Origin of the sequence: Nonomuraea mesophila, from assembly GCF_004352805.1 — a bacterium.
Classification (GTDB): Bacteria; Actinomycetota; Actinomycetes; order Streptosporangiales; family Streptosporangiaceae; genus Nonomuraea; species Nonomuraea longispora.
Genome location: NZ_SMLD01000145.1, coordinates 1 through 23,977, shown reverse-complemented (window position 1 = coordinate 23,977; position 23,977 = coordinate 1). Strand labels below are relative to the sequence as shown.

At 69.8% G+C, this 23,977-nt stretch carries 32 protein-coding genes and 1 pseudogene; 14 read left to right on the top strand and 19 right to left on the bottom strand.

Features of this window, described 5'->3' with window-relative positions:
• The first annotated feature begins 274 nt into the window (after window positions 1-274).
• From E1295_RS36750 to E1295_RS36740, 3 genes are all read left to right on the top strand, one after another.
• Window positions 275-1,036: a class F sortase gene (locus E1295_RS36750; protein ID WP_132637959.1), complete on the top strand. Its 762-nt coding sequence runs from the start codon at window positions 275-277 to the stop codon at window positions 1,034-1,036.
• Between the two features lie 23 nt (window positions 1,037-1,059).
• The gene (locus tag E1295_RS36745; protein WP_132637957.1) at window positions 1,060-1,713 is read left to right on the top strand and encodes a hypothetical protein; all 654 of its coding nucleotides are present in this window, start codon (window positions 1,060-1,062) and stop codon (window positions 1,711-1,713) included.
• A gap of 68 nt (window positions 1,714-1,781) precedes the next feature.
• Window positions 1,782-2,927 (top strand): acetyl-CoA C-acetyltransferase, encoded by a 1,146-nt coding sequence (locus tag E1295_RS36740; protein WP_132637955.1) that lies wholly within the window; start codon window positions 1,782-1,784, stop codon window positions 2,925-2,927.
• Between the two features lie 170 nt (window positions 2,928-3,097).
• Here the strand turns inward: E1295_RS36740 and E1295_RS52810 are convergent, their stop codons facing one another.
• From E1295_RS52810 to E1295_RS52025, 3 genes are all read right to left on the bottom strand, one after another.
• Window positions 3,098-3,403, bottom strand: a complete 306-nt coding sequence (locus E1295_RS52810; protein ID WP_132637953.1) for a hypothetical protein — start codon at window positions 3,401-3,403, stop codon at window positions 3,098-3,100.
• 295 nt (window positions 3,404-3,698) lie between these two features.
• Entirely contained in the window at window positions 3,699-4,010 is a 312-nt protein-coding gene (locus tag E1295_RS36730) for a hypothetical protein (protein WP_132637951.1), read from the bottom strand.
• Between the two features lie 216 nt (window positions 4,011-4,226).
• On the bottom strand, window positions 4,227-4,349 hold the full coding sequence (locus E1295_RS52025) for a hypothetical protein (RefSeq protein ID WP_281283696.1): 123 nt from the start codon (window positions 4,347-4,349) through the stop codon (window positions 4,227-4,229).
• A gap of 216 nt (window positions 4,350-4,565) precedes the next feature.
• On the opposite strand from E1295_RS52025, the gene E1295_RS36725 reads away from it, so the two are divergent.
• Together E1295_RS36725 and E1295_RS51355 are read left to right on the top strand one after the other, a co-directional pair.
• Window positions 4,566-5,039, top strand: coding sequence for a prevent-host-death protein (locus tag E1295_RS36725; protein WP_246080782.1), 474 nt, complete (start codon window positions 4,566-4,568; stop codon window positions 5,037-5,039).
• Window positions 5,036-5,461 carry a cytotoxic translational repressor of toxin-antitoxin stability system gene (locus tag E1295_RS51355; RefSeq protein ID WP_181958101.1) on the top strand — a complete coding sequence of 142 codons (426 nt, stop codon included), beginning with the start codon at window positions 5,036-5,038 and terminating at the stop codon, window positions 5,459-5,461. The genes E1295_RS36725 and E1295_RS51355 overlap by 4 nt, the downstream gene beginning before the upstream one ends.
• Window positions 5,462-5,477: 16 nt before the next feature.
• Here E1295_RS51355 and E1295_RS36715 read toward each other — a convergent pair whose 3' ends face one another.
• The 11 genes from E1295_RS36715 to E1295_RS36660 all read right to left on the bottom strand — a co-directional run bounded on the left by E1295_RS36715 (window position 5,478) and on the right by E1295_RS36660 (window position 11,493).
• Window positions 5,478-5,795 carry a gas vesicle protein K gene (locus E1295_RS36715; RefSeq protein WP_132335316.1) on the bottom strand — a complete coding sequence of 106 codons (318 nt, stop codon included), beginning with the start codon at window positions 5,793-5,795 and terminating at the stop codon, window positions 5,478-5,480.
• Entirely contained in the window at window positions 5,785-5,988 is a 204-nt protein-coding gene (locus E1295_RS36710; protein ID WP_132335314.1) for a gas vesicle protein, read from the bottom strand. The genes E1295_RS36715 and E1295_RS36710 overlap by 11 nt, the downstream gene beginning before the upstream one ends.
• On the bottom strand, window positions 5,985-6,770 hold the full coding sequence (locus E1295_RS36705) for a GvpL/GvpF family gas vesicle protein (RefSeq protein ID WP_132637947.1): 786 nt from the start codon (window positions 6,768-6,770) through the stop codon (window positions 5,985-5,987). The genes E1295_RS36710 and E1295_RS36705 overlap by 4 nt, the downstream gene beginning before the upstream one ends.
• Window positions 6,760-7,209: a gas vesicle protein GvpJ gene (gvpJ, locus tag E1295_RS36700; protein ID WP_132637945.1), complete on the bottom strand. Its 450-nt coding sequence runs from the start codon at window positions 7,207-7,209 to the stop codon at window positions 6,760-6,762. The genes E1295_RS36705 and gvpJ (E1295_RS36700) overlap by 11 nt, the downstream gene beginning before the upstream one ends.
• Window positions 7,206-7,607 (bottom strand): gas vesicle protein GvpO, encoded by a 402-nt coding sequence (gene gvpO / locus E1295_RS36695; protein ID WP_132637943.1) that lies wholly within the window; start codon window positions 7,605-7,607, stop codon window positions 7,206-7,208. Before gvpO ends, gvpJ (E1295_RS36700) begins: the two co-directional genes overlap by 4 nt.
• 4 nt (window positions 7,608-7,611) lie before the next feature.
• Complete coding sequence (locus E1295_RS36690) at window positions 7,612-7,851, bottom strand: gas vesicle protein GvpG (protein ID WP_132335306.1); 240 nt, start codon at window positions 7,849-7,851, stop codon at window positions 7,612-7,614.
• Window positions 7,851-8,666 (bottom strand): GvpL/GvpF family gas vesicle protein, encoded by an 816-nt coding sequence (locus tag E1295_RS36685; RefSeq protein ID WP_132637941.1) that lies wholly within the window; start codon window positions 8,664-8,666, stop codon window positions 7,851-7,853. The genes E1295_RS36690 and E1295_RS36685 overlap by 1 nt, the downstream gene beginning before the upstream one ends.
• A 1-nt stretch (window position 8,667) precedes the next feature.
• Window positions 8,668-9,075 carry a gas vesicle protein GvpJ gene (gene gvpJ, locus E1295_RS36680; RefSeq protein WP_132637939.1) on the bottom strand — a complete coding sequence of 136 codons (408 nt, stop codon included), beginning with the start codon at window positions 9,073-9,075 and terminating at the stop codon, window positions 8,668-8,670.
• A gap of 35 nt (window positions 9,076-9,110) precedes the next feature.
• Entirely contained in the window at window positions 9,111-10,280 is a 1,170-nt protein-coding gene (locus E1295_RS36675; protein WP_132637937.1) for an SRPBCC family protein, read from the bottom strand.
• 5 nt (window positions 10,281-10,285) lie between these two features.
• The gene (locus E1295_RS49265) at window positions 10,286-10,906 is read right to left on the bottom strand and encodes a hypothetical protein (protein WP_166427588.1); all 621 of its coding nucleotides are present in this window, start codon (window positions 10,904-10,906) and stop codon (window positions 10,286-10,288) included.
• A gap of 125 nt (window positions 10,907-11,031) precedes the next feature.
• A complete protein-coding gene (locus tag E1295_RS36660; RefSeq protein WP_132637931.1) occupies window positions 11,032-11,493 on the bottom strand; it encodes an Lrp/AsnC family transcriptional regulator in 462 nt (153 codons plus the stop codon).
• Between the two features lie 81 nt (window positions 11,494-11,574).
• On the opposite strand from E1295_RS36660, the gene E1295_RS36655 reads away from it, so the two are divergent.
• Window positions 11,575-12,816, top strand: coding sequence for an APC family permease (locus E1295_RS36655; protein ID WP_220449075.1), 1,242 nt, complete (start codon window positions 11,575-11,577; stop codon window positions 12,814-12,816).
• On the opposite strand, the gene E1295_RS51350 is transcribed toward E1295_RS36655, so the two are convergent.
• The 3 genes and pseudogenes from E1295_RS51350 to E1295_RS52645 form a co-directional block, all read right to left on the bottom strand.
• A complete protein-coding gene (locus tag E1295_RS51350) occupies window positions 12,773-13,459 on the bottom strand; it encodes a response regulator (protein WP_166427587.1) in 687 nt (228 codons plus the stop codon). The two genes, E1295_RS36655 and E1295_RS51350, sit on opposite strands and share 44 nt — an antisense overlap.
• Window positions 13,456-13,752, bottom strand: a complete 297-nt coding sequence (locus E1295_RS52650; protein WP_425465382.1) for an ATP-binding protein — start codon at window positions 13,750-13,752, stop codon at window positions 13,456-13,458. The genes E1295_RS51350 and E1295_RS52650 overlap by 4 nt, the downstream gene beginning before the upstream one ends.
• A 172-nt stretch (window positions 13,753-13,924) precedes the next feature.
• Window positions 13,925-14,653: pseudogene (locus tag E1295_RS52645) on the bottom strand (sensor histidine kinase); the annotation flags it as partial.
• Between the two features lie 158 nt (window positions 14,654-14,811).
• Here E1295_RS52645 and E1295_RS36645 point away from each other — a divergent pair.
• The 5 genes from E1295_RS36645 (at window position 14,812) to E1295_RS36625 (ending at window position 20,471) form a co-directional block, all read left to right on the top strand.
• On the top strand, window positions 14,812-15,303 hold the full coding sequence (locus E1295_RS36645) for a hypothetical protein (RefSeq protein WP_132637925.1): 492 nt from the start codon (window positions 14,812-14,814) through the stop codon (window positions 15,301-15,303).
• A gap of 56 nt (window positions 15,304-15,359) precedes the next feature.
• On the top strand, window positions 15,360-17,231 hold the full coding sequence (locus E1295_RS36640) for an acyl-CoA dehydrogenase family protein (RefSeq protein ID WP_132637923.1): 1,872 nt from the start codon (window positions 15,360-15,362) through the stop codon (window positions 17,229-17,231).
• Between the two features lie 208 nt (window positions 17,232-17,439).
• Entirely contained in the window at window positions 17,440-18,696 is a 1,257-nt protein-coding gene (locus tag E1295_RS36635) for an extracellular solute-binding protein (RefSeq protein WP_132637965.1), read from the top strand.
• 3 nt (window positions 18,697-18,699) lie between these two features.
• Window positions 18,700-19,584, top strand: coding sequence for a carbohydrate ABC transporter permease (locus tag E1295_RS36630; protein WP_246080780.1), 885 nt, complete (start codon window positions 18,700-18,702; stop codon window positions 19,582-19,584).
• On the top strand, window positions 19,584-20,471 hold the full coding sequence (locus E1295_RS36625; protein ID WP_246080784.1) for a carbohydrate ABC transporter permease: 888 nt from the start codon (window positions 19,584-19,586) through the stop codon (window positions 20,469-20,471). Before E1295_RS36630 ends, E1295_RS36625 begins: the two co-directional genes overlap by 1 nt.
• 36 nt (window positions 20,472-20,507) lie before the next feature.
• Here E1295_RS36625 and E1295_RS36620 read toward each other — a convergent pair whose 3' ends face one another.
• Complete coding sequence (locus E1295_RS36620) at window positions 20,508-21,251, bottom strand: class I SAM-dependent methyltransferase (protein ID WP_132637921.1); 744 nt, start codon at window positions 21,249-21,251, stop codon at window positions 20,508-20,510.
• Between the two features lie 107 nt (window positions 21,252-21,358).
• Between E1295_RS36620 and E1295_RS36615 the strand changes: the two genes are divergently transcribed.
• Entirely contained in the window at window positions 21,359-21,928 is a 570-nt protein-coding gene (locus E1295_RS36615) for an RNA polymerase sigma factor (protein WP_246080778.1), read from the top strand.
• Window positions 21,915-22,670 carry a hypothetical protein gene (locus tag E1295_RS36610; RefSeq protein ID WP_132637919.1) on the top strand — a complete coding sequence of 252 codons (756 nt, stop codon included), beginning with the start codon at window positions 21,915-21,917 and terminating at the stop codon, window positions 22,668-22,670. The genes E1295_RS36615 and E1295_RS36610 overlap by 14 nt, the downstream gene beginning before the upstream one ends.
• Here E1295_RS36610 and E1295_RS36605 read toward each other — a convergent pair.
• Window positions 22,653-23,690 carry an adenosine deaminase gene (locus E1295_RS36605; RefSeq protein WP_132637917.1) on the bottom strand — a complete coding sequence of 346 codons (1,038 nt, stop codon included), beginning with the start codon at window positions 23,688-23,690 and terminating at the stop codon, window positions 22,653-22,655. The genes E1295_RS36610 and E1295_RS36605 overlap by 18 nt on opposite strands.
• 91 nt (window positions 23,691-23,781) lie before the next feature.
• Here E1295_RS36605 and E1295_RS50370 point away from each other — a divergent pair.
• The coding region (locus E1295_RS50370; RefSeq protein ID WP_220449074.1) for a hypothetical protein at window positions 23,782-23,977 on the top strand (196 nt) is incomplete at its 3' end.

Genomic DNA, 23,977 nt, shown 5'->3' with positions numbered 1-23,977 from the left:
GCCCCACTCCGACCCCGACCCCGACGCCTACTCCGACCACCACCAGTCCCAGGCCCACGAAGACCAGCACCCACACGGTGACCATCACGCCGTCGTCGGAGTCCGAGCCCACCAGGAAGTCCCAGACGCCCAAGGCCGGAGCCGACACCGGTGCCGGTGGAACCATGGGCCCCGACGGCCGGCTGTTCATCCTCACGGGTGGTGCGCTGATCGTCGCCGCCGCTGGAGGTGGGCTTCTCATGCGTCGCCGTAACGCAGCCAGGGACTGACGGAGATGTCCGGCTACTACCCGTACGGCGGTGGCGGCGCTCCCGTACCCCCGCCTGAGGACAAAGGGGGAGCGGCGCTCAGGACGGTGCTGATCGTGGCGGCCATCGCCGGTGTGGTGACCGTGGTGGCCGGGCTGCTGATCGTGTTCAGGTCACCCGACGAGTACGGCCTGGCCAGCAACCGGGACACCCTGGCCCTGGAGGCGCAGCCGAAGCCGTCGGGGCAGCAGGAGCAGGCGTTGTTCCAGGGCGGGCCCGACCTGCCGCCGCCGCTGCCGCAGATCGAGGCGGCCCCTCCCATGTTGCCGTCCACCCCCGTGCGACTCGTGATCAAGCGGCTGGGGGTCAACGCCCCGATCAAGTCGGTGGGGCTGGCCAAGAACGGCACGATCCAGGTTCCGCCGCCGGACAACCACAACCTGGTCGGGTGGTACCGCAACATGTCGACGCCGGGCGAGGCGGGGCCGGCCGTGTTGCTGGGACACAAGGACACCAAGACGAGGGCGGCGGTGTTCAACCGGCTGCCGGAGCTCAAGCACGGCGACACCATCGAGGTCAAGCGCCAGGACAAGACCACGGCGGTGTTCACGGTCGGCGGGGTGGAGCAGGCGAGCAAGAAGACGTTCCCGACCCAGCGGGTCTACGGCAGCCAGGAGAACGCCCAACTGCACCTGATCACGTGCGGCGGCACCTATGATCGTCGCACCGGGCACTACACCGACAACGTCATCGTTTATGCGACGATGACGAGCTCCTATCGAAGCTGAGCGCGGAGGCTGGCATGGGCTGGATGGCGAAGCGGCGACTGCGTACAGGCCCCACGGCGGTGGTGCCCGCCAAACCCGATGCGGCGACGCTGCTGCGGATCGTCCGGCTGGCCGATCCGAGCGCGCGCCAGGACGGCGACGACATCGTGGCGACCGACGTGCGGGTGTGCGCGCCGGTCGAGGCGGCGGCCGAGCTGACGGGCGGGGTGCTGGAGAAGGCGTGGGCGGTGCGGGTGGCCGCCGAGGGCCCGCTGCCGATCGACTTCTTCGACCGCTACCTCGCCGAGGGGCTGGCCTTCCGGCTGAAGGGGCTGGCGGTGTGCAGGGGCGAGGTGAACGACCCGGCCGACGACGCGGAGGGCGGCCCCGCCGTCATCCTGCCCGTACGCCCGGAGCCTGAGGAACTGGCCCCGTTCCTGGAGCAGGACGAGGAGGAGTTCACGTTCACGGCGGGCGAGGTCAAGGCCGGGCTGGTGCCGCAGAAGGGCTCCCCGCCGGCGGCGGCGGAGTTGCTGCCGTTCGCGACCGAGTTGACGGCGATCGAGTTGCGCGGCGAGGAGCCGGAGAAGCTGGGCGCGCTCGCCCTGCAGTTGTCCGAGGCGCTGAACGGGCTGGCGGTCGACCGGTGGCGGTTCAGGATCGACGCGGCGGAGGACCTCGTACCGCCCGCGGAATGAACCCAGAACGTCGTTCTGTTGTAATGTGCACCTAGTAACCGAATATTGCTCGGTTTCCAGGAGGCACTGTGGCAGAGGCGTACATCGTCGGGGCGGTCCGCACCCCGGTCGGCAAGAAGAAGGGCGGCCTGTCCACCGTCCACCCCACTGACCTGGCCGCGCACACGCTGAAGGCGCTGATCGAGCGCACCGGCGTCGACCCCGCGGCGGTCGAGGACGTCATCATGGGGTGCGTCATGCAGTTCGGCCCCCAGAGCATGGACATCGCGCGCAACGCCTGGCTGTCGGCGGGCCTGCCGGAGACCACCGCCGGGGTCACGATCGACCGGCAGTGCGGCTCCTCGCAGCAGTCGATCCACTTCGCCGCCCAGGGCGTCCTTTCCGGTACGCAGGACCTCGTCGTGGCGGCCGGCGTCGAGTCGATGAGCGTCGTGCCCATGGGCTCGTCGATCACGGCCGCGCTCGAGAAGGGCATGCCGTTCCCGTTCGGCGAGATGTGGGTGGAGCGCTACGGCAAGCAGGAGATCTCGCAGTTCCGCGGCGCGGAGCTGATGTGCGAGAAGTGGGGCTACACGCGCGAGGTCCTGGAGCAGTACGCGTTCGAGTCCCACCAGCGCGCCGCCAAGGCCATCGCCAACGGCCACTTCAAGGACCAGATCGCCCCCGTCAACGGCGTGGAGGACGACGAGGGCCCGAGGCCCGACACCACCCTGGAGAAGATGGCCGGGCTGAAGACCCTGAAGGAGGGCGGCCAGATCACCGCCGCCACCTCCTCGCAGATCTCCGACGGCTCGGGCGCGGTGCTGATCGCCTCCGAGCAGGCGGTCAGGGAGCACGGCCTGACCCCGCGCGCCCGCATCCACCAGCTCGCGCTCATGGGCGACGACCCGGTCTACATGCTGACCGCGCCGATCCCCGCGACGCGGCGGGCGCTGAAGAAGGCCGGCATGTCGATCGGCGACATCGACGTCGTGGAGATCAACGAGGCCTTCGCGCCGGTGCCGCTGGCGTGGATGCAGGAACTCGACGCCGACCCGGCCAAGGTCAACCCCAACGGCGGCGCCATCGCGCTCGGCCACCCGCTGGGCGGCACGGGAGCGATCCTCATGACCAAGCTCCTGCACGAGCTGGAGCGTACGGGCGGCCGCTACGGTCTGCAGACGATGTGCGAGGGCGGCGGCCAGGCCAACGTCACCATCATCGAACGCCTCTGAGCGAAGAGGGCGCGAGCGCCGCCTCCGAGGGGGAGGCGGCGCCGCCACGTCACCACGGCATGAACGCTTGTTTGCCGGCGGTTCCTGCGCGAAAGCGTCCGGGCTCTCGCTCGACGACTGCACATCGTGTGAGCGCAGTGTCGGTCGCGTAAGGTCGAGGCAGTGAACGATCAGGAGAGCGTGCCGTTCGCCCAGGCCCGTGCCCTTGCAACGCGTGCGTCCGCGATGTTCGCGAAGAACTGGGGATCCAGCCGGTCATCGGCCGTCTCCTCGTGGTCGACTGGGCGCCTCTCCCGCAGGAAGGCGACAAAGTTCTGTTCGTGTTCGACGGAGGCACCCTCGACCACGAGGCGACCCGGCGGATCACGTTCTCCGACGGTGAATTGAGCGTATACGAGTTCCGTTCCGTCGCTGAGCTCGATGACCTCCTGACCGAACGTCTTGCCCGCCGTCTCAAAGCGGCTGCGATCGCCCATGAGATGGGGGAAACCATCTATCTGGAACACGGCCGAGCCGTTCTTGCCGGGTGATGGCCGAACTGATGTCACCGAATGTCTCTAAGAGAAACGCGAGCGCCGCCTCCAGGCGTACGGGGGAGGCGGCGCAAGATGCACCGTCGCCGACTTTGTGTGCTCATCCCGGCGTATCCGCTTATGCGTGCCGGAATCGTTCCGATGCATTCAGAGGAGCACTAAGGCGCCTGTGAACATTACCCTTCGTGCAAGGGTGCCATTGACGCGACGGCGATCAGGGACACGAAGGGCGCCGGAGTCAGTAGCCCTTGATGTTGTAGTCGTGTCCCACAGCCTTATTGTGGCTGTCCGGGCAGTGGGCGGCTGACGTGACGCCGATATACTTCCAGGGCCCGTAGGCATACGTCGTCTTGCTGCCGTTGGAACACTTGGCGATGGCCTGTACATAACCCGATCCCGTGCTGCATCGGGCATAGGTCCAGTTCGGCTGGTAACCGAAGTCGGAGATGCAGTTGGACGGTGGCGGATCGGCGTGCGCGGCGACCGGGGTGAGCGAGACGACGGCGATGGCGGCGGCCGACGCGAAAGCAGCGAAGATGCTCTTGTTCATGCGTGGGATCGTACAGACGCATATGAGAAATTTGCTTCTTGGGCTGCTCGTTTGTCCTGAAGCGTGGCATGGTGGGCAGAAATCGCGGCTTGTCTATGTGCTCTCTTAGGGCATCAAGGAATCGTAGTACGCTGCGAAAAGGTGCGAGCGCCGCCTCCAGGCGTACGGGGGAGGCGGCGCTCGCTCTTCACTACCATCCCTGGTAGTTGTCCTCGGTCAGCGGCCCTTCGACGGCACACGCCTCGGCGGCGCGATCGGGCGCTGCGGCATCTTCGGCATCTGCCGGGGCATGGGCAGCTGGGGCCGGCCCTTCTTCTTGTTGCTTGCGCGAACTCGCATGAGATAGCTCCTTTACGTAACTCGCGACGCGGCTCGGAGGCCGGTCGGCAAGCTCAGCTGCCGCGTCTTGACGGACTGGCGGTCATGGCTGGTTGCGCACGGGCCGTGGGAGGCCCGGCGAATTACAGGTAAAGGCGCATGGCGAAGACGCTACGAGTTCAGTGAGGGGCCACGCAACCGAATATCCGCCGACGGGCGGTCAAGTACGTGACGTACTTGACGTACTTCTCGCTGTGGGGCATCATGAAGACCTGCTCGTGGGAGGTGTCGCGCGTGAGCGCCGTTCATTTCGACAGCTACACAGAGGCTCGTGCCCATCTCAAAACGCTCTTGGACGCGGCTGAAGGCGGGCGCGTGGCGACGGTGCGCCGTGAAGCGACCACAACCGCGCTCGTGGAGGTCGAGAGACTGCGCCACTATCTCGCTGCGGTCACTCCGTCCGGTGCCCAGACAGTGCCAGAGGCCGGTGGCTGGTCGATCTTCATCCCAGGGCTGCCGGTAGCGGCGGATGGCCGGACCTTCGATGAGGCCGTAACGGAGATGATCGATGCGTTGCGTGAATACGCCGATGACTGGCAGGACCACCTGCTGGATACGCCGAACCATCGTGAGAACTGGGGGCTTGTGCAGTTGATCAGCCTCAGTGATGACGACCAGTTGCGTGAATGGCTGGTGGGGAAGGGCCGGTGACCTGGCCTCAACCCACTCGGGAGTACCACGACCGGTTTCGCCAGATCGAGGGCTGGCGTCTCGTACGAAACGCTCGCGGACGAACGGCGACCCATCACGTCACCTACGAACTAGATCTTGCTGATGGCCGGATCTTGCGCACGCGGATTTCCCATCCGGTGGATCGAAGCTCCTACGGCCAGAGCATCTGGCGTCACATCCTCCGTGACCAGTTGCAGGTGGATGAGCCGACGTTCTGGGCCTGCGTCAAACGTGGTGTCGTCCCTGATCGTGGACAACCCCAGCCGCCCTCGAACGCCTTGCCTGCCGAGGTTGTTCACCTGCTCATTTCCAAGGTAGGTCTGGACGAGACCGACGTTGCGGCGATGACGAAGGAGGACGCCGTCGCCAGATTGCAGAAATACTGGATCGAAGGCGTCTGAGGTCAGTGCCGGTTGACTAGTCCTTCGGGAGGAGGCTGCCGAGCGGGCCCAGGTCGAGGTTCAGGTCCGACGGCTCCAGGCCGAACCGGTCGCAGAGTTCCTCCATCGCCTCCTCCAGCCGCATCAGCGTCATGCCGAGCTGCTCGATCTGCTCGTCGGACAGGTCGCCCTGCTCCATCCTGCGTACGGACTGCCGCTCGACGAGCTGGCGCAGCAGCTCGACCAGCGTGAGCACGAGCCGGGACAGGTCGCGCTCCACCGCCTCCGCGTCGGTGTCGATCCGCAGCCGCGGCTTCCTGGCCTGGCGGGCGGGCTCCACGGGGTCACTCGTCATCGCGGATCGAGGTGATCAGGGCGTGGATGGAGATGCGTACGAGGTCGATGTCGGCGATCGACAGGACGAGGTCGCCGCTCACCACGACGCCCCCGGCGAGCAGCCGGTCGAGCAGGTCCACCAGCGCCACCCGCTCGGCGGGCAGCCGTCCTTCCTCGGCGAGCAGGGCGCCACGAGGCTCCTCGTACGTCATGGTTCACCCCCTTCGTCCAGCGTGGCGAACGAGTACGGCGCCCACGGGCCGGTCAGCTCAAGCTCCCCGACCTCGCTGCGCAGCTCGTCCACAGCCCGTACGAACTCCGCGTGCCGTTCCTCGTCGACCAGGTAGGCGCCGTTGAGGATCATCCACTCCTTGCGCCCGGACAGTTGCGGGTCCTGGGCCCGGTGGCGGCGCCCGGCGACCGCGACGGAGGCCAGCCGGTCGTGGACCCGCTCGGCGCGTACGCTCGCCCGCCGCCACGCCTCCTCCCTGTTGCGCAGCCCCGCCTGGCGTTTGCGCAGGTACGCCGCTCCCGGACCGGTCGCCGCGCCACCACGGTCCTGGGCGGCGGCGGCGGGCTCCGCCTGCTCCGCCGGGTCGGCGTAGACCTTCACACCCCACTCCTGGCGGCCGGTGATGCGGTCGAGCGCCTGGCGGAAGTCGTCGTGCCGGTCCTCCAGCAGGCCGGCGACCTGCTCGTCGCCGCTGTAGACGGTGACCAGCCGCACGGGTACGGCGGACACCGCCGACGCCACCGCCTCGACCACGTGGTGGTGCGCCCTGGCCGTCTCGTCGAGCCAGTCCAGGTCCTCCATGGACCGCTGGAGCGGCTCCTCCCCGAACTGGTCCAGCGGCACGGTGCTCACGTACGCGACCAGCCCGGCACCGGTGATCGCCCGCACCGGTGTGCCCGCCACGCCCGTCAGGCCGTCGGGGGAGGGGGCGCCGGAGTCGCGCGCGACCACGTACAGGTACGTGCCTGCCTCACCCGTCATCTCGTCTCCTTCCCGCACGCCGCCGCGGCGCGGGCTCGGCGCCGTCCTCGTACTCCTCGTCGTACTCGTCCCCGTGCTCGTCGTCGTGCTCGACGTGCCCCTCGATGGCGGGAGGGGCGGAGCGGCCCTCCTCCAGGGCCGCGAGCCTCCTGCGCAGGCGGCGGTTCTCCTCCTCCAGGCCACGATCCTTGCCCGTCAGCCAAGGGTCGTGCTCCCACCAGTCGATGCCCATCTCCTTGGCGGTGTCGACCGAGGCGACGACCAGCCGCAGCTTGATCGTCAGCAGTTCGATGTCGAGGAGGTTGACCCGGATGTCGCCCGCGATGATCACGCCCCGGTCGAGCACCCGCTCCAGGATGTCGCCCAGGTTGGCCGGCTCGCGCCCGCCGCCCGTCGAGGACGGGTAGGCGCGTCCCGCGGGGCGTGCCGGCTCCATCATCCGCCCTCCCCCTGGTCGCCGCTGCCCCGCCGGTAGCGGCGCAGCCTCCGGTACGAGCGCAGCTCACCCTCTCCGTCCAGCTCGACCTGGTAGAGCGCGAGTACGTCGCCCGAGGACGGGATGCGGCGGTCCTCCACCACTTCGACGTTCACCACCCAGCCGTCGTCCTCCGGCTTCACCAGCGTGATCCCCTCGGACTGCCTGCCGGTCAGCTCGACGATGTGGCGCTGCCCCGTCGCGCCCGCGGAGCCGGCCGACAGGCCGCGCGCGCGGGAGCGCGGAGTCTCCTCGTCCTCGGGTGGCTCGTCCTCGGCGGGCTCGCGGAGCTCGCGCTGCTCGTGGGACTCGGCGTCCTGCTCGGCAGGGCGCCGTGGGCGGACCCTTCGCTGGGCGGGCACACGATCACCTTCCTTCCCCGGGTACGCCGGTGAGCCTGGCGAGGATCTCCTCCATGGCCTGGGCGGCCTCCTCCTCCGTCATGCGGCCCTCGTTCCTTGCCTCCTCGACCGCCTCGAGCTCCCGCCGCACCACCGCCGGGTCGTGCAGCTCCCGCTCGACCTGCTCCTGGATCAGCTCACCCAGCCGGACCACGCCGCGCACCGGCGCGAGCGGCCAGGTGAACAACGAGCTGATGAGCCCCATCAGCCGCCACCGGAGCCCTGCGCCACGATGAAGTCGTACGCCGCCATCGGCCCGAGCAGCCGCAGTTCGACCCGGCCTGCCCAGCGCTGCGCGATCGTGTCCAGGGCCTGCTCCAGCTCGTTCTGCCGGTCCGTCTCGACGAGGACCGCCAGGTGCACGGCGTCCAGCTCGTGGCTGGGGTCGCGCAGCGAGGTGAGCGCGGAGACGGGCGTGACCGCGTCGAGCGCCGCCTGCGTGTCGGCCTCCCGCTTGGCGTTGATCGCCTGGTCGACGATCTCGCCGATCTGGATCCGCGCGTCCCTGGTCACCTCCTCGGGCTGGTCCTTGATCTGCTCGCGCAGCTGCGCCACCTGAGGATGCTCGTTCATGATCTCGCTGAGCACGGCCCGCTCGACGTACCGGCCCTTGACGACGTACTCCGCCCGGCCCTCCAGCTCGTCGAGCGCCGCCTGGAACTCGTCGTGGTGCGGCGCGAGCAGCTCCTCCACGACCGCCTCAGGGCCGGTCACGACCGCGCCGAAGCGTACGGGCAGCACCGGCACCTCGGCGGCGGCGGCGTCCAGCAGCCCTTCGTGGGCCATGAGGTCCTCGGGCGTGCCCAGCGGCCGGTCCAGCCGAAGCTCGCTGACCAGCGCGGCGATGTCGCCGTGCCGGACCACCGTCACCTCCGCGGACGGGCCGCCGACCCCATGGGCGTCGCCGGTCTCCTCGACGTTCGCGGGGACGATGCCGTAGACGTACGTGCCGACGCGCGTGTCGCTCCGCTGCCCGTCCTCCGACGGCTTGTGACGGTCGGTCGTCTCGGATGTCGACATGTCAGCCACCACCCTTCCGCCGCCGGGCGGGTTGCTGTTCCTGATCGTCCTCCGACCCTCCGACCAGGCCGTCCAGCTTGTCGGCCGCGGATTCGAGCACGCCCTCGACCGCGTTCTTGCCCTTGTCGGCGACCATGCCCTTCTTCATGTTCTGCATGAGCTCGGGCAGTCCCTGGCCGCCGGACTCCGACAGGTCGAGCCGGTTCACCGCCTCGGCATAGCGCAGATAGGTGTCGACGCTGGCGACGACGATCCGCGCGTCGATGGTCAGCAACTCGATGCCGACCAGCGAGACCCTGACATAGGCGTCGATGACCAGACCCTTGTCGAGAATGCTGTCGATCACGTCGGCCAGGCCTGTCGCGGTGGGGCGTTGCGCCACTCCGCCTGAGGCCGGCTGCACTGTCATATCCGGCTCCTTGTGGTTCTCGGATGGGGGACGGCTCAGCCGCCGCTGCGGCTCGCCGCCTTGCGGCGTACGGGAGCCCGCCGGGCGCGGGGGCGCTCCTCTTCCTCGGGCTCCTCTTCAGGCTCTTCCTCGGGCTCCTCTTCCTCTTCTTCCTCCTCCTCGTACTCGTCCTCGGGTTCGCCCTTCCGGGGCTCCTCCTCGGGCTCCTCCTCGTATTCGTCCTCGTACTCGTCCTCCTGCTCTTCGCCCTCCTGCTCGCCGGCGGAGTCCTGTTCCTCCTGCACGGCCGTGTCGTGGTCCTTGACCACCTCGCCGTCGCGGATCTCGCCGCGCCAGCCGCCGTCGGCGATCTCGTCCGGATGCAACATGACCTGGGTCATGACATGCCGGGCGAAGTGTTTGAGCTCCAGCCGGGCGCGGCGGCCCTGCGCCCGCCAGAGGTTGCCGGTGCCCTCGAAGAAGCCCCGCGGGTGGTATTCGAGGACGACCATGACCCTGGTCAGGTCGGGGGTGAGCTCGTGGAAGCTCACCGCGCCGTCCACGTACCCCTTCGCGCCCTCCGAGCGCCAGATGATGCGCTCGTCGGCCACCTGCTCGCGGATCGTGGACTTCCACTCGCGGTGCGACCAGAGGATCTGCGCCTTCCAGGTGAGCTTCTCGTCCGACTCCTGGTCGACCGACTCGACCTTCTTCATGAAGCTGGGGAAGTCCCCGAACTGCGTCCACTGGTTGTAGACCACCCGGATCGGGGCGCCGACGTCGATGGTCTCGACGATGTTCGTGACCTTGAGCTTCTTGCCGCCCTTGCCCTTGCCGCCGCCCAGCTTGCCCACGACACCTTTCAACGCGCCCTTGGCCGCACCTGCCACAGCCGAACCGCCGATCGATGAGTCGTTGCCGGTGACCGCGCCGAGCAGATTGCCGCCGCCGCCCTCCGCGAAGTCGGACAGCCGGCCGGTCAGGCCCTCGACCTTGTTCGTCACGGACGACAGCGCATAGTGCGTCGCCGCCTGGCCGAGCTTGCGCAGCCCGGACTTGACGGGGTTGCCCCCGCCGCCGGCCTGCTCGCCTGCCTGCTTCGCCGTCTGCCCGGCCGTCTGCGCCGTCCTGCCGACGCGTTCTGCGCCCTCGCGCCCGGCTTTGCCTGCCTTGCCTGCCTGGCCCGCTGCCTTGCGGATCGGTCCGGCCTTCGCCGCCTCGGTCATCGCGCTCACCCCGCCCTCGTCACGGGCGAGGGACGCCTGCGGCCGGTGCCCGGCTTGCGGGCCTGCGTGCCCTGGGCCGGCGCACCCTGCTGGGAACGGGACGTGCGGGCGCGGCGCGGCTCGGGCTCCTCATCCGGCTCGGAAGCCTCGTCGTGCTCCTCGTCCCGGGCGTCCTCGTCCTCCTCGGAGTACTCGTCCTCGTCGGAGTACTCGTCCTCCTCGGAGTACTCGTCCTCGTCGGAGTACTCGTCCTCCTCGGACTCCTCGTCACCGGCGTACGCGTCGTCGGGCTGTTCGCGCTCCTCACCGGTCTGATCGTCGCTCTGGAGGGACTCGGCCCGCTCCTGAAGCTTCTCGGTGAGCGAGTTGATCTGCCGGGTGGCCGCGGCCATGACGGCGGCCTTGCCGACGTCCATGATCTGGCCGCGCAGCCGGCCGGTCAGTGCGTCGATCTCCGGCGATGAACCGAGAATCTTGCTTCCCTGCTCCAGCAGCCCGCCGCCGCCCTTGCGGTATTTGCCGGCGACGCTCGCCGCGGCGAGCATGGCGGCCATGCGCAGTTTGTGACGCCGGCCGAGGTAGTAACCCGCGGCGAGAGCCAGCGCCACTCTGGCCCTATCACTCATGGCGTGCGCTCCTTCGTGCTCGGGGAGACCGACACCTGGCCGGTTGATCCCCCCGTGCCCGAGAGAGGGATAAGGAAACGCATATCCATATAAAGCGGGCAATCGCTGGATTTAGGGCGCAGGTGTCATGGAGGAGGCAGTGGGGTCGGGATGGTCTTCTGCACCTGCTGGTACACCACCGACGTGCGAAACCCGACGATCTCCTGGCGCTTGCTCAGCTTGTCCAGCAGGAACGCGTGCAGGTGGTCGAGGTCCTGCACTGCCACGTGCAGCAAGAAGTCGTCGCCCCCGGCCAGCACGAACACGCTGAGCACCTCCGGCATATCGGCGGCCGACGACTTGAACGCGTTGATCACCGCCCTGCTCAACGGCCGCACCTGCACCGCCACCATGGCCTGCACACCGCGGTTGAGGGCCGCCGGATCGATGTCGGCGTGGTAGCCGCGGATGACGCCTCGACGGGTGAGCGCCCTGACCCTCTCCAGGCAGGTCGAGGGCGCGACGCCGAGCTTGCGCGCGAGCTCTCTGTTGGACTGCCGCGCATCCGTTTGGAGCATCCGTACGATCGCCGAATCAAGTTCGTCCATGCACCGATATTCGCAGAGTATTCCGGTCATACGTTCGCCGCGGCATCCATGGTGCCGAATGAACGTACTACGTTCAGCGACATGACAGTACGAACGTCTGGTCGCATAGGGCTAGGGCAGGGTACGGCGCTGCTGGTGGGAGCGGTGCTCGGGCCCGGCATGCTGGTGCTGCCCCACCTCGCCGCCTCGGCCGCAGGACCCGCCTCCATGCTGGCCTGGGCCTGGCTCCTCGCGCTGAGCGTGCCCGTGGCGCTGACCTTCGCCGCGCTCGGCGTGCGCTACCCCGACGCCGGAGGCGTGGCGAGCTTCGTGGGGCTCGCGTTCGGCCGGCACGCCTCGGCCGTCGCCGGCTGGTGGTTCTACGGCGCCGTCCCGCTCGGGATCGTCGCGGGCGCATCGGTCGGCGGCCGGTACGTCGAGGCCACCCTGGGCGTGCATGGCGTCCTGGCCGCCTGCCTGATCCTGATGGCCGCCTTCGGCGCCAACGCCGCGGGACTGCGTACGTCGGGCGGGCTGCAGATCGGTCTCGTCGCCCTGTTGGTGGCGTTGCTGGCCACCGCCGTCATCGCGGCCGCCCCGCACATCGATCCGGTCAACTTCACCCCCTTCGCCCCGTACGGCCTGGCGGGCGTCGCCGGCGCGGCGGGTGTGCTCATGTTCGCCTTCGTCGGCTGGGAGGCGGCCAGCCACCTGTCGGCCGAGTTCGCCGACAGCAGGAGGGGCCTGGTCAGGGCCACGGTGGTGGCCCTTGCCGCGATTACCGCGCTCTACTTGGGCGTTTCGATCGTCTCGCTGGGCGTGCTCGGCGCGGACATGCCGGGTGTGCCGCTCACCGCCCTGCTGGAAACGGGCATCGGCGCCGTCGCGCGGCCGATCACAGGGGTCGTGGCGGTGTTGCTGACGTTCGGCGCGATCAACACCTACATCGCCGGGGCTTCGCGGCTCGGCGCGGCCCTGGCCAGGGACGGAGCTCTGCCGGGCTGGTTCGCCAGGGGCGGGGCGCCGGGCGGGACGCCGTACCGCAGCATGGGGTTGCTGGTCGTGCTGAGCCTGCCCGTGCTGATCTGGGCGGTCGATCTCGACCTGCTGATGCGGGCGACCTCGGCGTGCCTGGCCGCGGTGACGGCGGCGGGCGTGGCGGCTGCGGTGCGCGTGTTGCCGGCGGGCCGGCACAGGAACACGGCGGTGGCAGGAACCGGGATGTCGCTCGTGGCACTGGCCTTCTGCGGCGTGCATCTCGTGGTGCCCGCCGTGCTGGCCCTGGTGGCGCTGGGGATGCTCAGGCTGAGCGCCCGCCGCCCCCTGCCCGGCGCCCGGGGGTGACCAGGCCCGACTCGTACGCGAACACGACGAGCTGGGCGCGGTCACGGGCGCCCAGTTTCGTCATGGCCCGGCTGACGTGGGTCTTCGCGGTGAGGTGGCTGATCGTCAGGTGCTCGGCGATCTCCTCGTTCGACAGGCCGGCGGCGACCAGCGTCATGATCTCGCGCTCCCGCCCGGTGAGCGCGCCCAGCTCCGGCGGCGCGACCGGCCGGGGCGGCGTGGCGACGAACTGCTCGATCAGCCCGCGCGTCACGGCGGGGGCGAGCAGCGCGTCGCCCCTGGCGGCCACCCTGACGGCATGGATGAGCTCGGCGGGCTCGATGTCCTTGACCAGAAACCCGCCGGCGCCGGCCCGCAGCGCCGCGAAGACGTACTCGTCGACCGCGTAGTTGGTGAGGATCACCAGGCGGACGGCCGCGAGCGCGGGGTCGGCGGCGATCCGCCGGGTCGCCGCGATGCCGTCGAGCAGGGGCATCCGTATGTCGATCAGCGCCACGTCGGGCAGCGCCGCACGGGCCAGCTCGACCGCCCGGGCGCCGTCGCCGGCCTCGGCCACCACCTCGATGTCGGGCTCGGCGTCGAGCATCGCCTTGAACCCGCCCCTGATCAGCGGCTGGTCGTCGGCGAGCAGCACGCGGATCATGGCGTGCCCGCCAGCGGCAGCTCGGCCTCGACCAGGAACCCGCCGTCCGGCCCGCGGCCCGCCGAAAGGGACCCGCCGGCCGCGACCGCGCGTTCCCGCATGCCGATCAGCCCCATCCCGTGCCCTTTTCCGTGCCCTTTTCCGTGCCCCTTCTCGTGCCTTTTCTCGGGCCCCTCCCCGTGCCCCGGCCTGTCGTCCACCGGGTCCCCGTCGTCCGCGACCCGGAGCGTGACCGTGTCGTCGTGATATTCGGCGGTAACGATGGTGACGGGCGTGCCCGCGTGCTTGAGCACGTTGGTCAGCGCCTCCTGCACGATGCGGTACGCGGCCAGATCGGCTCTCTGCCGGCGGCCTGGGCTCGCCCAGCACCTCGTACGTGACGGGCAGCCCGGCCCGCCTGGCCCGTTCGACCAGCTCCGGCAGCCTGGCCAGCCCCGGATCGGCTCCGTCGTCGGCCCGGCGCAGCACCCCCAGCGTGGCGCGCAGCTCCCGCATGGCCTCCTGGCTCGACGCCCTGATCGCCGCCAGCGCGTCGCCCGCCGGCGCGGGGTCGCCCTTGGCCAGCAGGTGCGCGGCGGCCCCGGCCTGGACGTTGATGACGGAGATGGTGTGCGTGAGCGTGTCGTGCAATTCCTGCGCGATCCACAACCGTTCCTCGCCGGCCCGGCGCAGCGCCGCCTCCTCCCGGGTCCGCTCAGCCTCGGCCGCCCGGAGCTCGACCTCCCGCAGGTAGGCCCGGTGGGTCGCCACCATGTGCCCGATCACGACGACCGCGGCGAGGAACCCGGCGGTCCACCACACCCCGTCGAACACCGCGTACGCGCCGTGCGGCACCGCGACGGCGAGGTAGAGCGCCGCGTCGAAGGTGACCGCCACGACCACGCCCTCCGGCAGGCGGCCGAGCGCGACCACGGTGTAGACGGCCAGCAGCACGGGCGCGGCGGCGAAGATGCCCGGATAGAGCAGGGCGTAGTAGGCCACGCACGCCGCCGACGAGACCAGCGCCACGGGGATCGGGCGCGTACGCCGCCAGGCCAGCGGGAGCGCGGCGGCCAGCAGCAGCGCGCAGCCCAGCGGGTCGAGCGCCCGCTGCTCGCCGGTCCTGGCCACGGCCAGGCTGCCCGCGACGAGGCCGGCGGCGAGGGCAGCGCAGATCGCGACGTCGACCGCCGTGTCCGTCGTCCACCTCGTCATCCCGTCACGCTAGCCGAGCCTCGCGCGGCCGGCGGCCCGGCGTACTTCCCCCGTGGTACGCGAGCGCCGCAACCGGCGTGAAGCCTTCCCCCGCGGTACGCCGGATGCCTTCACCGGCAGGACGACGTCCCCGGCGCGAGCCGCCACCGTTGACGGACATGACGACAAACGTTCCCACGCCCTGGACCCGCCGCCTGCAACTCCTCACGGCCGCGGCGTCGGCCGTCTTCACCCTGGGCACCGCGCTGCAGACCTTCCTGATCATCAACTTGGAGATGATCGAGCACAGCATGCGCCTGGCCGGGCTGAGCGCCGAGGAGGCGGCCGGCGCGGCCCCCGGCCTGCTGACGTTCCTGCGCGGCGTGGGGGGCGTGTTCATCGCCGGCAACGCGCTGGGCCTGCTGGCGCCGCGCGGCTGGACCTGGGTGTTCTGGGTGGTGCTCGCGGTGAACCTGGGTCAGGCCGCGGGGCCGTTCGGGATGATCCCGCCGGAGGTCTACGAGGCCAGCCTGGACCTGTACGGCCCGGCGGGGCTGCTGCCGACGGCGGTCACCGACGGCGGGGCGGCGCTCCTTGTGATCGTGCTGCTGGTGTCCTTGGCGGTGTTCCGCCGCCCATGGGCGCGTTCGCCGTACGAAAAGGGGCGATAGACGCCTCCGAGCGGGCAGTACTTCTACCACAGGACGGCCCAACGCCGGGAGGTTCCATGACCGAGCACGCCAAGTACGCGGAGTCCAGAGAGGTCGGCGAGCAGGCGCGCGAGACGGAGTGGACGCGGCCCAGCTTCGCCAAACAGCTCTTCCTCGGGGACTTCCGGCTGGACCTGGTGCATCCGGTGCCCGCACTGCCCGGCGACGCGGCCAGGCGGGGTGAGGAGTTCGTCCGGGCGATGCGCCGCTTCCTGGACGCCGAGGTCGACCCCGCGCTCATCGAGCGGACCGCGCAGGTGCCCGACGAGGTGGTCAAGGGGCTGGCGGAGCTCGGCGCGTTCGGGATCACGATCGGCAAGGAGTACGGCGGGCTCGGGCTGCCGTACCTGTACTACTGCCGCACGCTCACGCTCGTCGGCTCGTACTGCCCCGCGCTGGCCACGCTGCTGTCGGCGCACCAGTCGATCGGGGTGCCGCAGCCGCTCAAGCTGTTCGGCACGGAAGAGCAGAAGCGGGAGTTCCTGCCGAGGTGCGCCAGGGGCGAGATCTCGGCGTTCCTGCTGACCGAGCCCGACGTCGGCTCCGACCCGGCCCGCCTGTCGACCACGGCCGTCCGCGACGGGGACGACTACGTGCTCGACGGCGTCAAGTTGTGGACGACGAACGGCGTCGTCGCCGACCTGCTCGTGGTCATGGCGAGGACCGGCAAGAAGATCAGTGCGTTCGTGGTCGAGGCCGACTCGCCGGGCATCACGGTCAGGCGGCGCAACGGGTTCATGGGCCTGCGCGGCATCGAGAACGGCGTCACCGAGTTCGCCCAGGTCAGGGTGCCCGCCAGGAACCTGATCGGCAAGGAGGGCCAGGGCCTGAAGATCGCGCTCACCACCCTCAACACCGGGCGCCTGTCGTTGCCGGCGACGTGCGCGGGGAACGCCAAGTGGGCCGTCAAGATCGCCCGTGAGTGGGGCAACGCACGCGTGCAGTGGGGGCGCAAGGTCGGCAGGCACGAGGCGGTGGCCACGAAGATCGCCTTCATCGCGGCCACCGCGTACGCGCTCGAAGCCGTCTGCGAGCTCACCAGCCGCATGGCCGACGACCAGCGCACCGACATCAGGATCGAGGCGGCGCTGGCCAAACTGTTCTCCTCCGAGCTGTCGTACCAGGTGCTCGACGAACTGGTCCAGATGCGGGGCGGGCGCGGCTACGAGACGGCCGAGTCGCTGGCCGCCCGGGGCGAGCGCGGCGTACCCGCCGAGCAGATGTTGCGCGACTCGCGCATCAACCGCATCTTCGAGGGTTCGTCGGAGATCATGCATCTGATGATCACGCGGGAGGCGGTGGACGCCCACCTGTCGGCCGCCGGCGAGCTGATCAACCCCGACGCCTCCCGTCAGGAACGCGCCCAGGCCCTGCGCCGGGCCGGCCGCTTCTACTCCAGGTGGCTGCCGACGCTGGTGGCCGGTTCCGGCAACCTGCCCACCGCGTACGCCGCCTTCGGCCCGCTCTCCGCCCACCTGCGCTTCGTCGAGCGGACCAGCAGGAAGCTGGCTCGCTCCACCTTCTACGGAATGTCCCGCTGGCAGGGCGGGCTGGAGCACAAGCAGGCCTTCCTCGGCCGGATCGTCGACATCGGGGCAGAGTTGTTCGCCATGACGGCCGTCTGCGTCAAGGCGGAGGAGGACGCGAAGGACCTCGGGCGGCGCCCGTACGAGCTCGCCGACACCTTCTGCCACCAGGCCCGCCGCCGCGTCGACGCGCTGTTCGCCCGGTTGTGGGACAACAGCGACCACGAGGACGTACGGCTGGCCGGATACGTGCTCGACGGCCGCTACGACTTCCTGGAGGAGGGCGTGCTCGACCCGTCCATCGAGGGGCCGTGGATCGGCGCGCCGGAGGGCGGGGAGAACGTGCGGAGGAAAATTCTCTGACACCCGGTCTAGACCGGATCTGCGCTTTCGCGGGCATGAGTGTTGCCGAACTGAGACGAACCGGTATAGACCGGTTGCCGATCTCAGGCTTACAGTGACGCAAACGCGTAGAGCTGTGGCTCGCGCGCCCCCCAACCCTGGGCGGGGTCCGTCGGCTGGTACGGACCAGCGTCACCCGCCCCACGAGAAGGCGGTATCTCCAGTGAAGATGAAGCTTGCGGGCGGCGCCGCTCTCGGCCTCGCCACGGTGCTGGTCCTGTCCAGTTGCGGATCGGGCGACGGCGGCGGCGCCCAGGGGCCGGGCGACGGCCAGGTCACGCTGAAGATGGTCGCCGCCGACTACGGCGACGGCCCCGGCAAGCCCAACTCGGGCGAGACGTTCTGGAAGGGCGTCGTCGACGAGTTCCAGGCCGCCAACCCCTCCATCAAGGTCGACGTCCAGGTCATCAACTGGAACGACATCGACAACCAGGTCGCCACCATGATCCAGAACGGTCAGGTGCCCGACATCCTGCAGACCGGCGACTATTCCGGCTTCGTCAAGGACGGCCTGCTGCACAAGGTCGACGAGGTGCTCTCGCCCAACGTCTCCGGCGACATGCTGGAGAAGTTCGCCGAGTTCGGCAAGGTCGACGGCACGCAGTACGGCATCCCGTTCGTCTCCTCCGCTCGCGCCCTGTTCTACAACAAGGACCTCTTCGACAAGGCCGGCATCAAGGAGCCCCCGAAGACGTGGGACGAGCTCAAGGCCGCCGCGGGCAAGCTCAAGGAGGCCGGCGTCACGCAGCCGTTCGGCCTGCCGCTCGGCCAGGAGGAGGCCCAGGCCGAGTCGTTCCTGTGGATGCTCGGCAACGGCGGCGGCTACAAGGACGCCTCCGGCACGTGGGCCATCGACTCGCCGCAGAACGTCGAGACGTTCACCTACATGAAGGGCCTGGTCGAGGCCGGCCTGACCACCCCCAACCCGGGCACCAAGGACCGCAAGACGGTCTGGGAGGACTTCGGCGCGGGCAAGGTCGGCATGGTCAACGGCGGACCCATGTCCATCCCGATCTTCGACGCCGCCGGGCTGAAGAACTACGGCGTCGTGCCGATCCCCGGCAAGACCGGACCGCTCGACACCACGCTCGGCGTCATGGACTGGATCATGGCGTTCAACAAGAACGGCCACGCCGCCGAGATCAAGAAGTTCTTCGACTTCTTCTACACGGGCAGCGCCGCCCAGAAGATCTCCGACACGTACAAACTGCTGCCCGTCACCAACGGCGGCATCGAGAAGCTGTCGGGTGACGAGAAGCTCAAGCCGTTCCTCGACGCGCTGCCGAACGCCAGCTTCTACCCGTTCCAGGACCCCAAGTGGGCCGTGGTGAACCCGGCGATCAAGCAGACCATCGGCGGGGCCGTCAAGGACGACCCGGCCAAGGTCCTCGGTGAGCTCCAGAAGACGGCCGAAGCGGCCGGCTAGCCCATGAGAAGGTTGCGCGCCCTGGAGCCCCTCGCGTGGGTGGGGCCCGCCGTGCTGCTGATCGCGCTGGTCGTGCTCTGGCCCGTGATCGAGATGATCAGGTCGTCGTTCCTCAAGATCAGCCGCTTCGGCATCGTCCAGGGCGGCAACGGCCTGGCGAACTACGAGAAGCTGTTCGGCGAGAAGGACTTCGCCGACATCATGGTCCGCAGCGTGGTCTGGGTGGTCGCGGTCGTCGCGCTCACCGTGCTGATCTCGCTGGCGCTGGCGCAGCTGTTCAACCAGCACTTCCCGCTGCGCAAGATCGCGCGGTGGGCGCTGATCGCGCCCTGGGCCGCGTCGGTGCTGATGACCGCGATCATCTTCAAGTGGATGCTCGACCCCGAGGTCGGCGTGATCAACCAGATCCGCGTGCGGCTCGGGCTGATCGACGCGATGGGCGGGGCGGCGGCCGACCAGCTCGGCGACGCCTCCACGGCCATGCCGTGGCTGGTGTTCGTCGCGGTGTTCGTGTCGGTGCCGTTCACGACGTACGCGCTGCTGGCCGGCCTGGCGACGATCCCCTCCGACGTCTACGAGGCGGCCAGGATGGACGGCGCGGGCCGGCTGCGGACCTACTGGTCGATCACGCTGCCGCTGCTGCGCCCCGCGCTCACCGTGGCCGCCCTGATCAACGTCATGAACGTCTTCAACAGCTTCCCGATCATCTGGGCCATGACCCACGGGCAGCCCGGCTACTCGACGGCCACGTCCACGATCTTCATGTTCATCCTCAAGGGCTCCGACATCGGCGAGTCGGCGGCCATGTCCGTGGTCAACTTCGGCATGGTGATCGTACTGACCGTGATCTTCCTCAAGGTCTCCCGCTGGAACAAGGAGGTCACGTGATGGCTGTCAGGACCATGCCGCCGCGGACCGGGACCCGCCCCGACCTCCGGCCCGACCGCGGAGCGCCGCGCCGCATGCCGAAGCTGAAGACCGTGATCGTCGCGGCGGCCGCGTACGCCATCTCGTTGTTGTTCCTGTTCCCGTACGTGGTGATGCTGCTCACCTCGCTGCGTTCCCAGGACTCGCTGCGCGAGGTGTCGTTCTGGCCCGAGGAGTGGGTGTGGTCCAACCTCGCCAACTTCTGGACCAGCGGCCTGGCCGGCAACCTGTGGGTGACGCTGAAGGTGGCCGCGGGCTCGACGGTGCTGGTGCTGCTGGTGGCGCTGCCCGCCGCCTACTACTCGGCCCGGCACCGGTTCAGGGGGCGTACGGCGTTCCTGATCCTCGTGCTGATCACCCAGATGTTCCAGCCCACCGCCATGCTGGTCGGCATCTACCGGGAGGTCTTCCAGTTCGGGCTGGTCGACTCGATCTGGTCGCTGATCCTCGTCAACGGCGGGTTCAACCTGGCGTTCGCGGTGTGGATCCTGAACGCGTACTTCGCCTCGATCCCGCGCGAGCTGGAGGAGGCGGCGTTCATCGACGGCAACGGGCGGTTCGGCGCGTTGTTCAGGATCACCCTGCCGCTGGCCCTGCCGGGCGTCATCACGGCGCTGATCTTCACGTTCATCGCCGCGTGGAACGAGTTCGTGGTCGCGCTGACCCTCACGACGACCCCGGAGAACCAGCCGCTGACCGTGGCGCTCAACTCGTTCATCGGCCAGTATCAGGTCGACTGGCAGAATCTGTTCGCCGGCTCCGTGATCGCCACCCTCCCCGTGATCGTGCTCTTCGCGCTGATCGAACGGAAGGTGGTCGGCGGGCTGACCGCCGGGTCCATCAAGTGACGCGCGTCCGGCCGTGGTCCGCGGCCGGGCTCGCCGTCACTGCTTGGGCTTGGGCACCCGCGCGACGCAGAACACCGTCTGGCCGAACGGCGGGCGGACGAACCGCTCGATGAAGCGGGTCAGCGGGACCACCGTGCGGTCGTAGACCTTGACCAGGCGCGGGTCGGGATAGCCGACGCCGCCCCGGCGCACGGCCGCCCACCAGGCGATGCCGCCGAGGAAGTTGATCGGCTTGAGCACCTCGACGTCGAGGCCGGCCTTGGCGACCGCGGTGCCCAGCGTCTTGGGCGTGTAACGCTGGACGTGACCCACCTTGCGGTCGAAGTCACCATAAAGCTGCATGTAGCCGGGCACCCAGATGATGATCCGCCCGCCCGGCAACGTGACACGGGCCAGCGAGCGCAGCGCCTCGGCATCGTCCTCGATGTGCTCGAGGACGTTCATCATGACGACGGTGTCGACCTTGTTCTCGAGCGGGATGTCGGTGGGCAGCCCGAACTGCAGGACATCGATCTCGTCACGGCCCGCGAACCGCTTCTCCAGCTGCTCGACGCAGTAGGGGTCGAAGTCGCTCACGACGAGCCGGTCGAGCCGCGGCAGGAACTGCTCGGCGAAATGACCGAGCCCGGAGCCGATCTCCAGCATCGAACGCCCGACATGCGGGGCGACCATGTCGAACTCGTACTGCCGATAGTTCTTGGCCTCGTCCCCACCCAGGTGGTTCTCCAGGGCCTCGTCACCGGCCGCCGGTTGTACTACACGGTCGTACCCAGAAGACATGATCCCGTTCCTTCTAGGGGCTGATGGATTGTGCGAGTCTAATGCCCCGATCAACGGCCACGTTCACCCGAACGGTGAAACGCCCTTCCGCGCGCCGCCCAGATGCGATGGAATCTGACCCTGTCATGGACGACGACGAGGCGATCGCGCGCTCGCTCACCGGTGACCTCGCCGCTTACGAAGCGCTGGTCACGCGCTACAGCACGCTCGCCCACCGTACCGCCGTCATGCTGGGCGCGGGCGACGAAGCCCAGGATGTCGTGCAGGAGGCGTTCGTCAAAGCGTTCCGGCACCTGGGCACCTTCCGCAGGGACGCGCCGTTCCGCCCGTGGCTGCTGCGCATCGTGGCCAACGAGACGCACAACCTGACCAGGTCGCGCGGGCGCAGGTCAGAGCTGGTGCTCCGGCTCGGCACGACCGCCGGGACGGCCGCGGCCGACGACCCAGAAGGCGACCCCGAAGGCGCCGCCGTCGCCGCCGACCGCCGCGCGCGGCTCCTCGCCGCGATGCGCGACCTCCCCGATCGGGAACACCAGGCCGTCGTCTGCCGGTATTTCCTGCAGCTGAGCGAGGCGGAGACCGCGCAGGTGCTCGGGTGGCCCGTCGGCACCGTCAAGTCCAGCACCCATCGAGGACTGGCCCGGCTGAGGGAGGTGGTGGGCAATGAACTCGCCTGAGCCGTACGACGACCTCGAAGCCGACCTGCTGGCGCTCGGCGAGCTCGTCGACGTCCCCGGCCCGCCTCCCTCCGACGTGGCCGCCGCCGTACGCGCCCGCCTCGAACCGCCGTCCGAGGCCCCCGAGCCCTCCCGCGCGCGGCGTCCCCGCAGGAGCCGGGCGCGGTGGAAGATCGTGGCCGTCGTCGTCGTGGCCGTCCTCGCCGTCACCGCCGCCACCCCCCAGGGCCGCGCCGCCGTGGCCACGATCCTGCGCTTCGCCGGGATCGAGATGGCGATGGGCGACACCCCGCCCGAGCCGGTCACCTCCCGTACGCCCCTGCCCGCCGAGCGGACGGTGTCCCGGGCCGACCTGCCCGAGCTGGTGGACTTCACCGTCAAGGCCCCGGCCGAACTGGGGGAGCCGCAGCGGGTCACGGTCGCCGACCAGGGCAGGGTGGTGTCGATGTTCTGGCCGGGCGGCATCCGGCTCGACCAGTTCACCGGCACGGTGGGGCCGTACCTCTACAAGCAGCTCGGCCCGCCGTGGCCCGACCGCGTCGCGGTGGGCGCGTACGACGCCTGGTGGGTGCCCGGCGAACACCCGCTCGGCTACATCAGGCGCCAGGACGGCACCCGCGTACCGCTGAGCCAGGCGGCCCCCACGCTCATCTGGCAGCAGGGAACGATCAACTACCGGCTGGAGGGCGCGGGCGACGTGGACGAGGCGGTCGCCGTCGCCGCGTCACTCGGCCGAGGGTGAGGGTGAGGGCGGGCTCGTCAGCCAGTCGTCCACGCCCTGCAGCAGCTCCTTGCGCACCGCCTCTGGAGCCGTCGACGACCGTACGGACTGCCGCGCCAGCTCGGCCACCTCGGCGTCGCTGAAGCCGTGCACCTCCCTGGCCAGCTCGTACTGCCGCAACAGCCGCGTGCCGAACAGCAGCGGGTCGTCGGCGCCGAGCGCGATGGGCACCCCCGCGTCGAACAACCGCCGCAACGGCACGTCCGCCTCCCGCTCGGCCACGCCCAGGCCCACGTTCGACGAAGGGCAGATCTCGCAGCAGATCTGCCGGTCGGCCAGCCGCTGCATCAGCCACTCGTCCTCGGCCGCCCGCACCCCGTGGCCGACGCGGTCGGCTCCCAGGTCGTCGACGCACTGCGCCACGCTGCGCGGCCCCATCAGCTCGCCCCCGTGCGGCACGGCCAGCAGCCCGCCGCGTTTGGCGATCCTGAACGCCCGCTCGAAGTCGCGGGCCGCGCCCCGCCGTTCGTCGTTGGACAACCCGAAGCCGACGACCTTGCCGGCGTACTGGGTGGCGAGCCTGGCCAGGGTGTTCGCGTCGAGCGGATGCCGGATCCTGTTGGCCGCCACGATCACGGCGATCCCGATGCCGGCGCGCGCCGCCGCCCGGTCCGCCGCGTCGAGCATCAGCTCCAGCGCGGCCGTCAGCCCGCCGAACCGGGTGGCGTACCCCGACGGGTCGACCTGGATCTCCAGCCACCGCGACCCGGCCGCCACCTCGTCCTCAGCCGTCTCGGCGAGCAGCCGGTAGACGTGCTCCGGGCGGGTGAGCACGGACCGCGCGATGTCGTACAGCCGCTGGAACCTGAACCACCCGCGCTCGTCGGTGGCGCGCAACTTCGGCGGCCAGTCCTGCTCCAGCGCGTCGGGCAGGTGCAGGCCCTGGTCCCTGGCCAGCTCGATCAGCGTCGAGTGGCGCATCGAGCCGGTGAAGTGCAGGTGAAGATGCGCCTTGGGAAGCGCGTGCAGGGGCCTTGGCATCCGCATATTTTGCCACCGGGGCCGAAAGCAGGCGGCAGGAGTCTGCGGGAACACGCGGTACGCGGGAGCCGGCACGGGGGATCATCGAGGAATGATCCCCGAGGTGCGGCCCGGTGGGCGATGGCGCGCGGCGCTGGCGGCGTTCGCGTTCGCGGCGACGGCCCTCATCATTTACGGCCTTTTCACCTCGGGGTACGGACGGCCGCCGCGCGCCGCCGTGGAGACACCACGGCCCGCCCCCGTGCCCTCTCCGACGCACGGCCGCACACCCTCGGCGGACCCCACCC

What these genes read in the sequence shown, in the direction of transcription:
- E1295_RS36605 (WP_132637917.1), bottom strand. Translation starts at nt 23,690, where the DNA reads ATGCCAAGGCCCCTGCACGCGCTTCCCAAGGCGCATCTTCACCTGCAC.
- E1295_RS36615 (WP_246080778.1), top strand. Translation starts at nt 21,359, where the DNA reads ATGGAATCTGACCCTGTCATGGACGACGACGAGGCGATCGCGCGCTCG.
- E1295_RS36640 (WP_132637923.1), top strand. Translation starts at nt 15,360, where the DNA reads ATGACCGAGCACGCCAAGTACGCGGAGTCCAGAGAGGTCGGCGAGCAG.
- E1295_RS36635 (WP_132637965.1), top strand. Translation starts at nt 17,440, where the DNA reads ATGAAGCTTGCGGGCGGCGCCGCTCTCGGCCTCGCCACGGTGCTGGTC.
- E1295_RS36675 (WP_132637937.1), bottom strand. Translation starts at nt 10,280, where the DNA reads ATGACCGAGGCGGCGAAGGCCGGACCGATCCGCAAGGCAGCGGGCCAG.
- E1295_RS36655 (WP_220449075.1), top strand. Translation starts at nt 11,575, where the DNA reads ATGACAGTACGAACGTCTGGTCGCATAGGGCTAGGGCAGGGTACGGCG.
- E1295_RS36620 (WP_132637921.1), bottom strand. Translation starts at nt 21,251, where the DNA reads ATGTCTTCTGGGTACGACCGTGTAGTACAACCGGCGGCCGGTGACGAG.
- E1295_RS36690 (WP_132335306.1), bottom strand. Translation starts at nt 7,851, where the DNA reads ATGGGGCTCATCAGCTCGTTGTTCACCTGGCCGCTCGCGCCGGTGCGC.
- gvpJ (WP_132637945.1), bottom strand. Translation starts at nt 7,209, where the DNA reads ATGATGGAGCCGGCACGCCCCGCGGGACGCGCCTACCCGTCCTCGACG.
- E1295_RS36745 (WP_132637957.1), top strand. Translation starts at nt 1,060, where the DNA reads ATGGCGAAGCGGCGACTGCGTACAGGCCCCACGGCGGTGGTGCCCGCC.
- E1295_RS36625 (WP_246080784.1), top strand. Translation starts at nt 19,584, where the DNA reads ATGGCTGTCAGGACCATGCCGCCGCGGACCGGGACCCGCCCCGACCTC.
- E1295_RS36710 (WP_132335314.1), bottom strand. Translation starts at nt 5,988, where the DNA reads ATGACGTACGAGGAGCCTCGTGGCGCCCTGCTCGCCGAGGAAGGACGG.
- E1295_RS36685 (WP_132637941.1), bottom strand. Translation starts at nt 8,666, where the DNA reads ATGTCGACATCCGAGACGACCGACCGTCACAAGCCGTCGGAGGACGGG.
- gvpJ (WP_132637939.1), bottom strand. Translation starts at nt 9,075, where the DNA reads ATGACAGTGCAGCCGGCCTCAGGCGGAGTGGCGCAACGCCCCACCGCG.
- E1295_RS36730 (WP_132637951.1), bottom strand. Translation starts at nt 4,010, where the DNA reads ATGAACAAGAGCATCTTCGCTGCTTTCGCGTCGGCCGCCGCCATCGCC.
- E1295_RS36715 (WP_132335316.1), bottom strand. Translation starts at nt 5,795, where the DNA reads ATGACGAGTGACCCCGTGGAGCCCGCCCGCCAGGCCAGGAAGCCGCGG.
- E1295_RS36660 (WP_132637931.1), bottom strand. Translation starts at nt 11,493, where the DNA reads ATGGACGAACTTGATTCGGCGATCGTACGGATGCTCCAAACGGATGCG.
- E1295_RS36750 (WP_132637959.1), top strand. Translation starts at nt 275, where the DNA reads ATGTCCGGCTACTACCCGTACGGCGGTGGCGGCGCTCCCGTACCCCCG.
- E1295_RS36630 (WP_246080780.1), top strand. Translation starts at nt 18,700, where the DNA reads ATGAGAAGGTTGCGCGCCCTGGAGCCCCTCGCGTGGGTGGGGCCCGCC.
- E1295_RS36645 (WP_132637925.1), top strand. Translation starts at nt 14,812, where the DNA reads ATGACGACAAACGTTCCCACGCCCTGGACCCGCCGCCTGCAACTCCTC.
- E1295_RS52025 (WP_281283696.1), bottom strand. Translation starts at nt 4,349, where the DNA reads ATGCGAGTTCGCGCAAGCAACAAGAAGAAGGGCCGGCCCCAGCTGCCC.
- E1295_RS36610 (WP_132637919.1), top strand. Translation starts at nt 21,915, where the DNA reads ATGAACTCGCCTGAGCCGTACGACGACCTCGAAGCCGACCTGCTGGCG.
- E1295_RS49265 (WP_166427588.1), bottom strand. Translation starts at nt 10,906, where the DNA reads ATGAGTGATAGGGCCAGAGTGGCGCTGGCTCTCGCCGCGGGTTACTAC.
- E1295_RS36705 (WP_132637947.1), bottom strand. Translation starts at nt 6,770, where the DNA reads ATGACGGGTGAGGCAGGCACGTACCTGTACGTGGTCGCGCGCGACTCC.
- E1295_RS52810 (WP_132637953.1), bottom strand. Translation starts at nt 3,403, where the DNA reads ATGGGCGATCGCAGCCGCTTTGAGACGGCGGGCAAGACGTTCGGTCAG.
- E1295_RS51350 (WP_166427587.1), bottom strand. Translation starts at nt 13,459, where the DNA reads ATGATCCGCGTGCTGCTCGCCGACGACCAGCCGCTGATCAGGGGCGGG.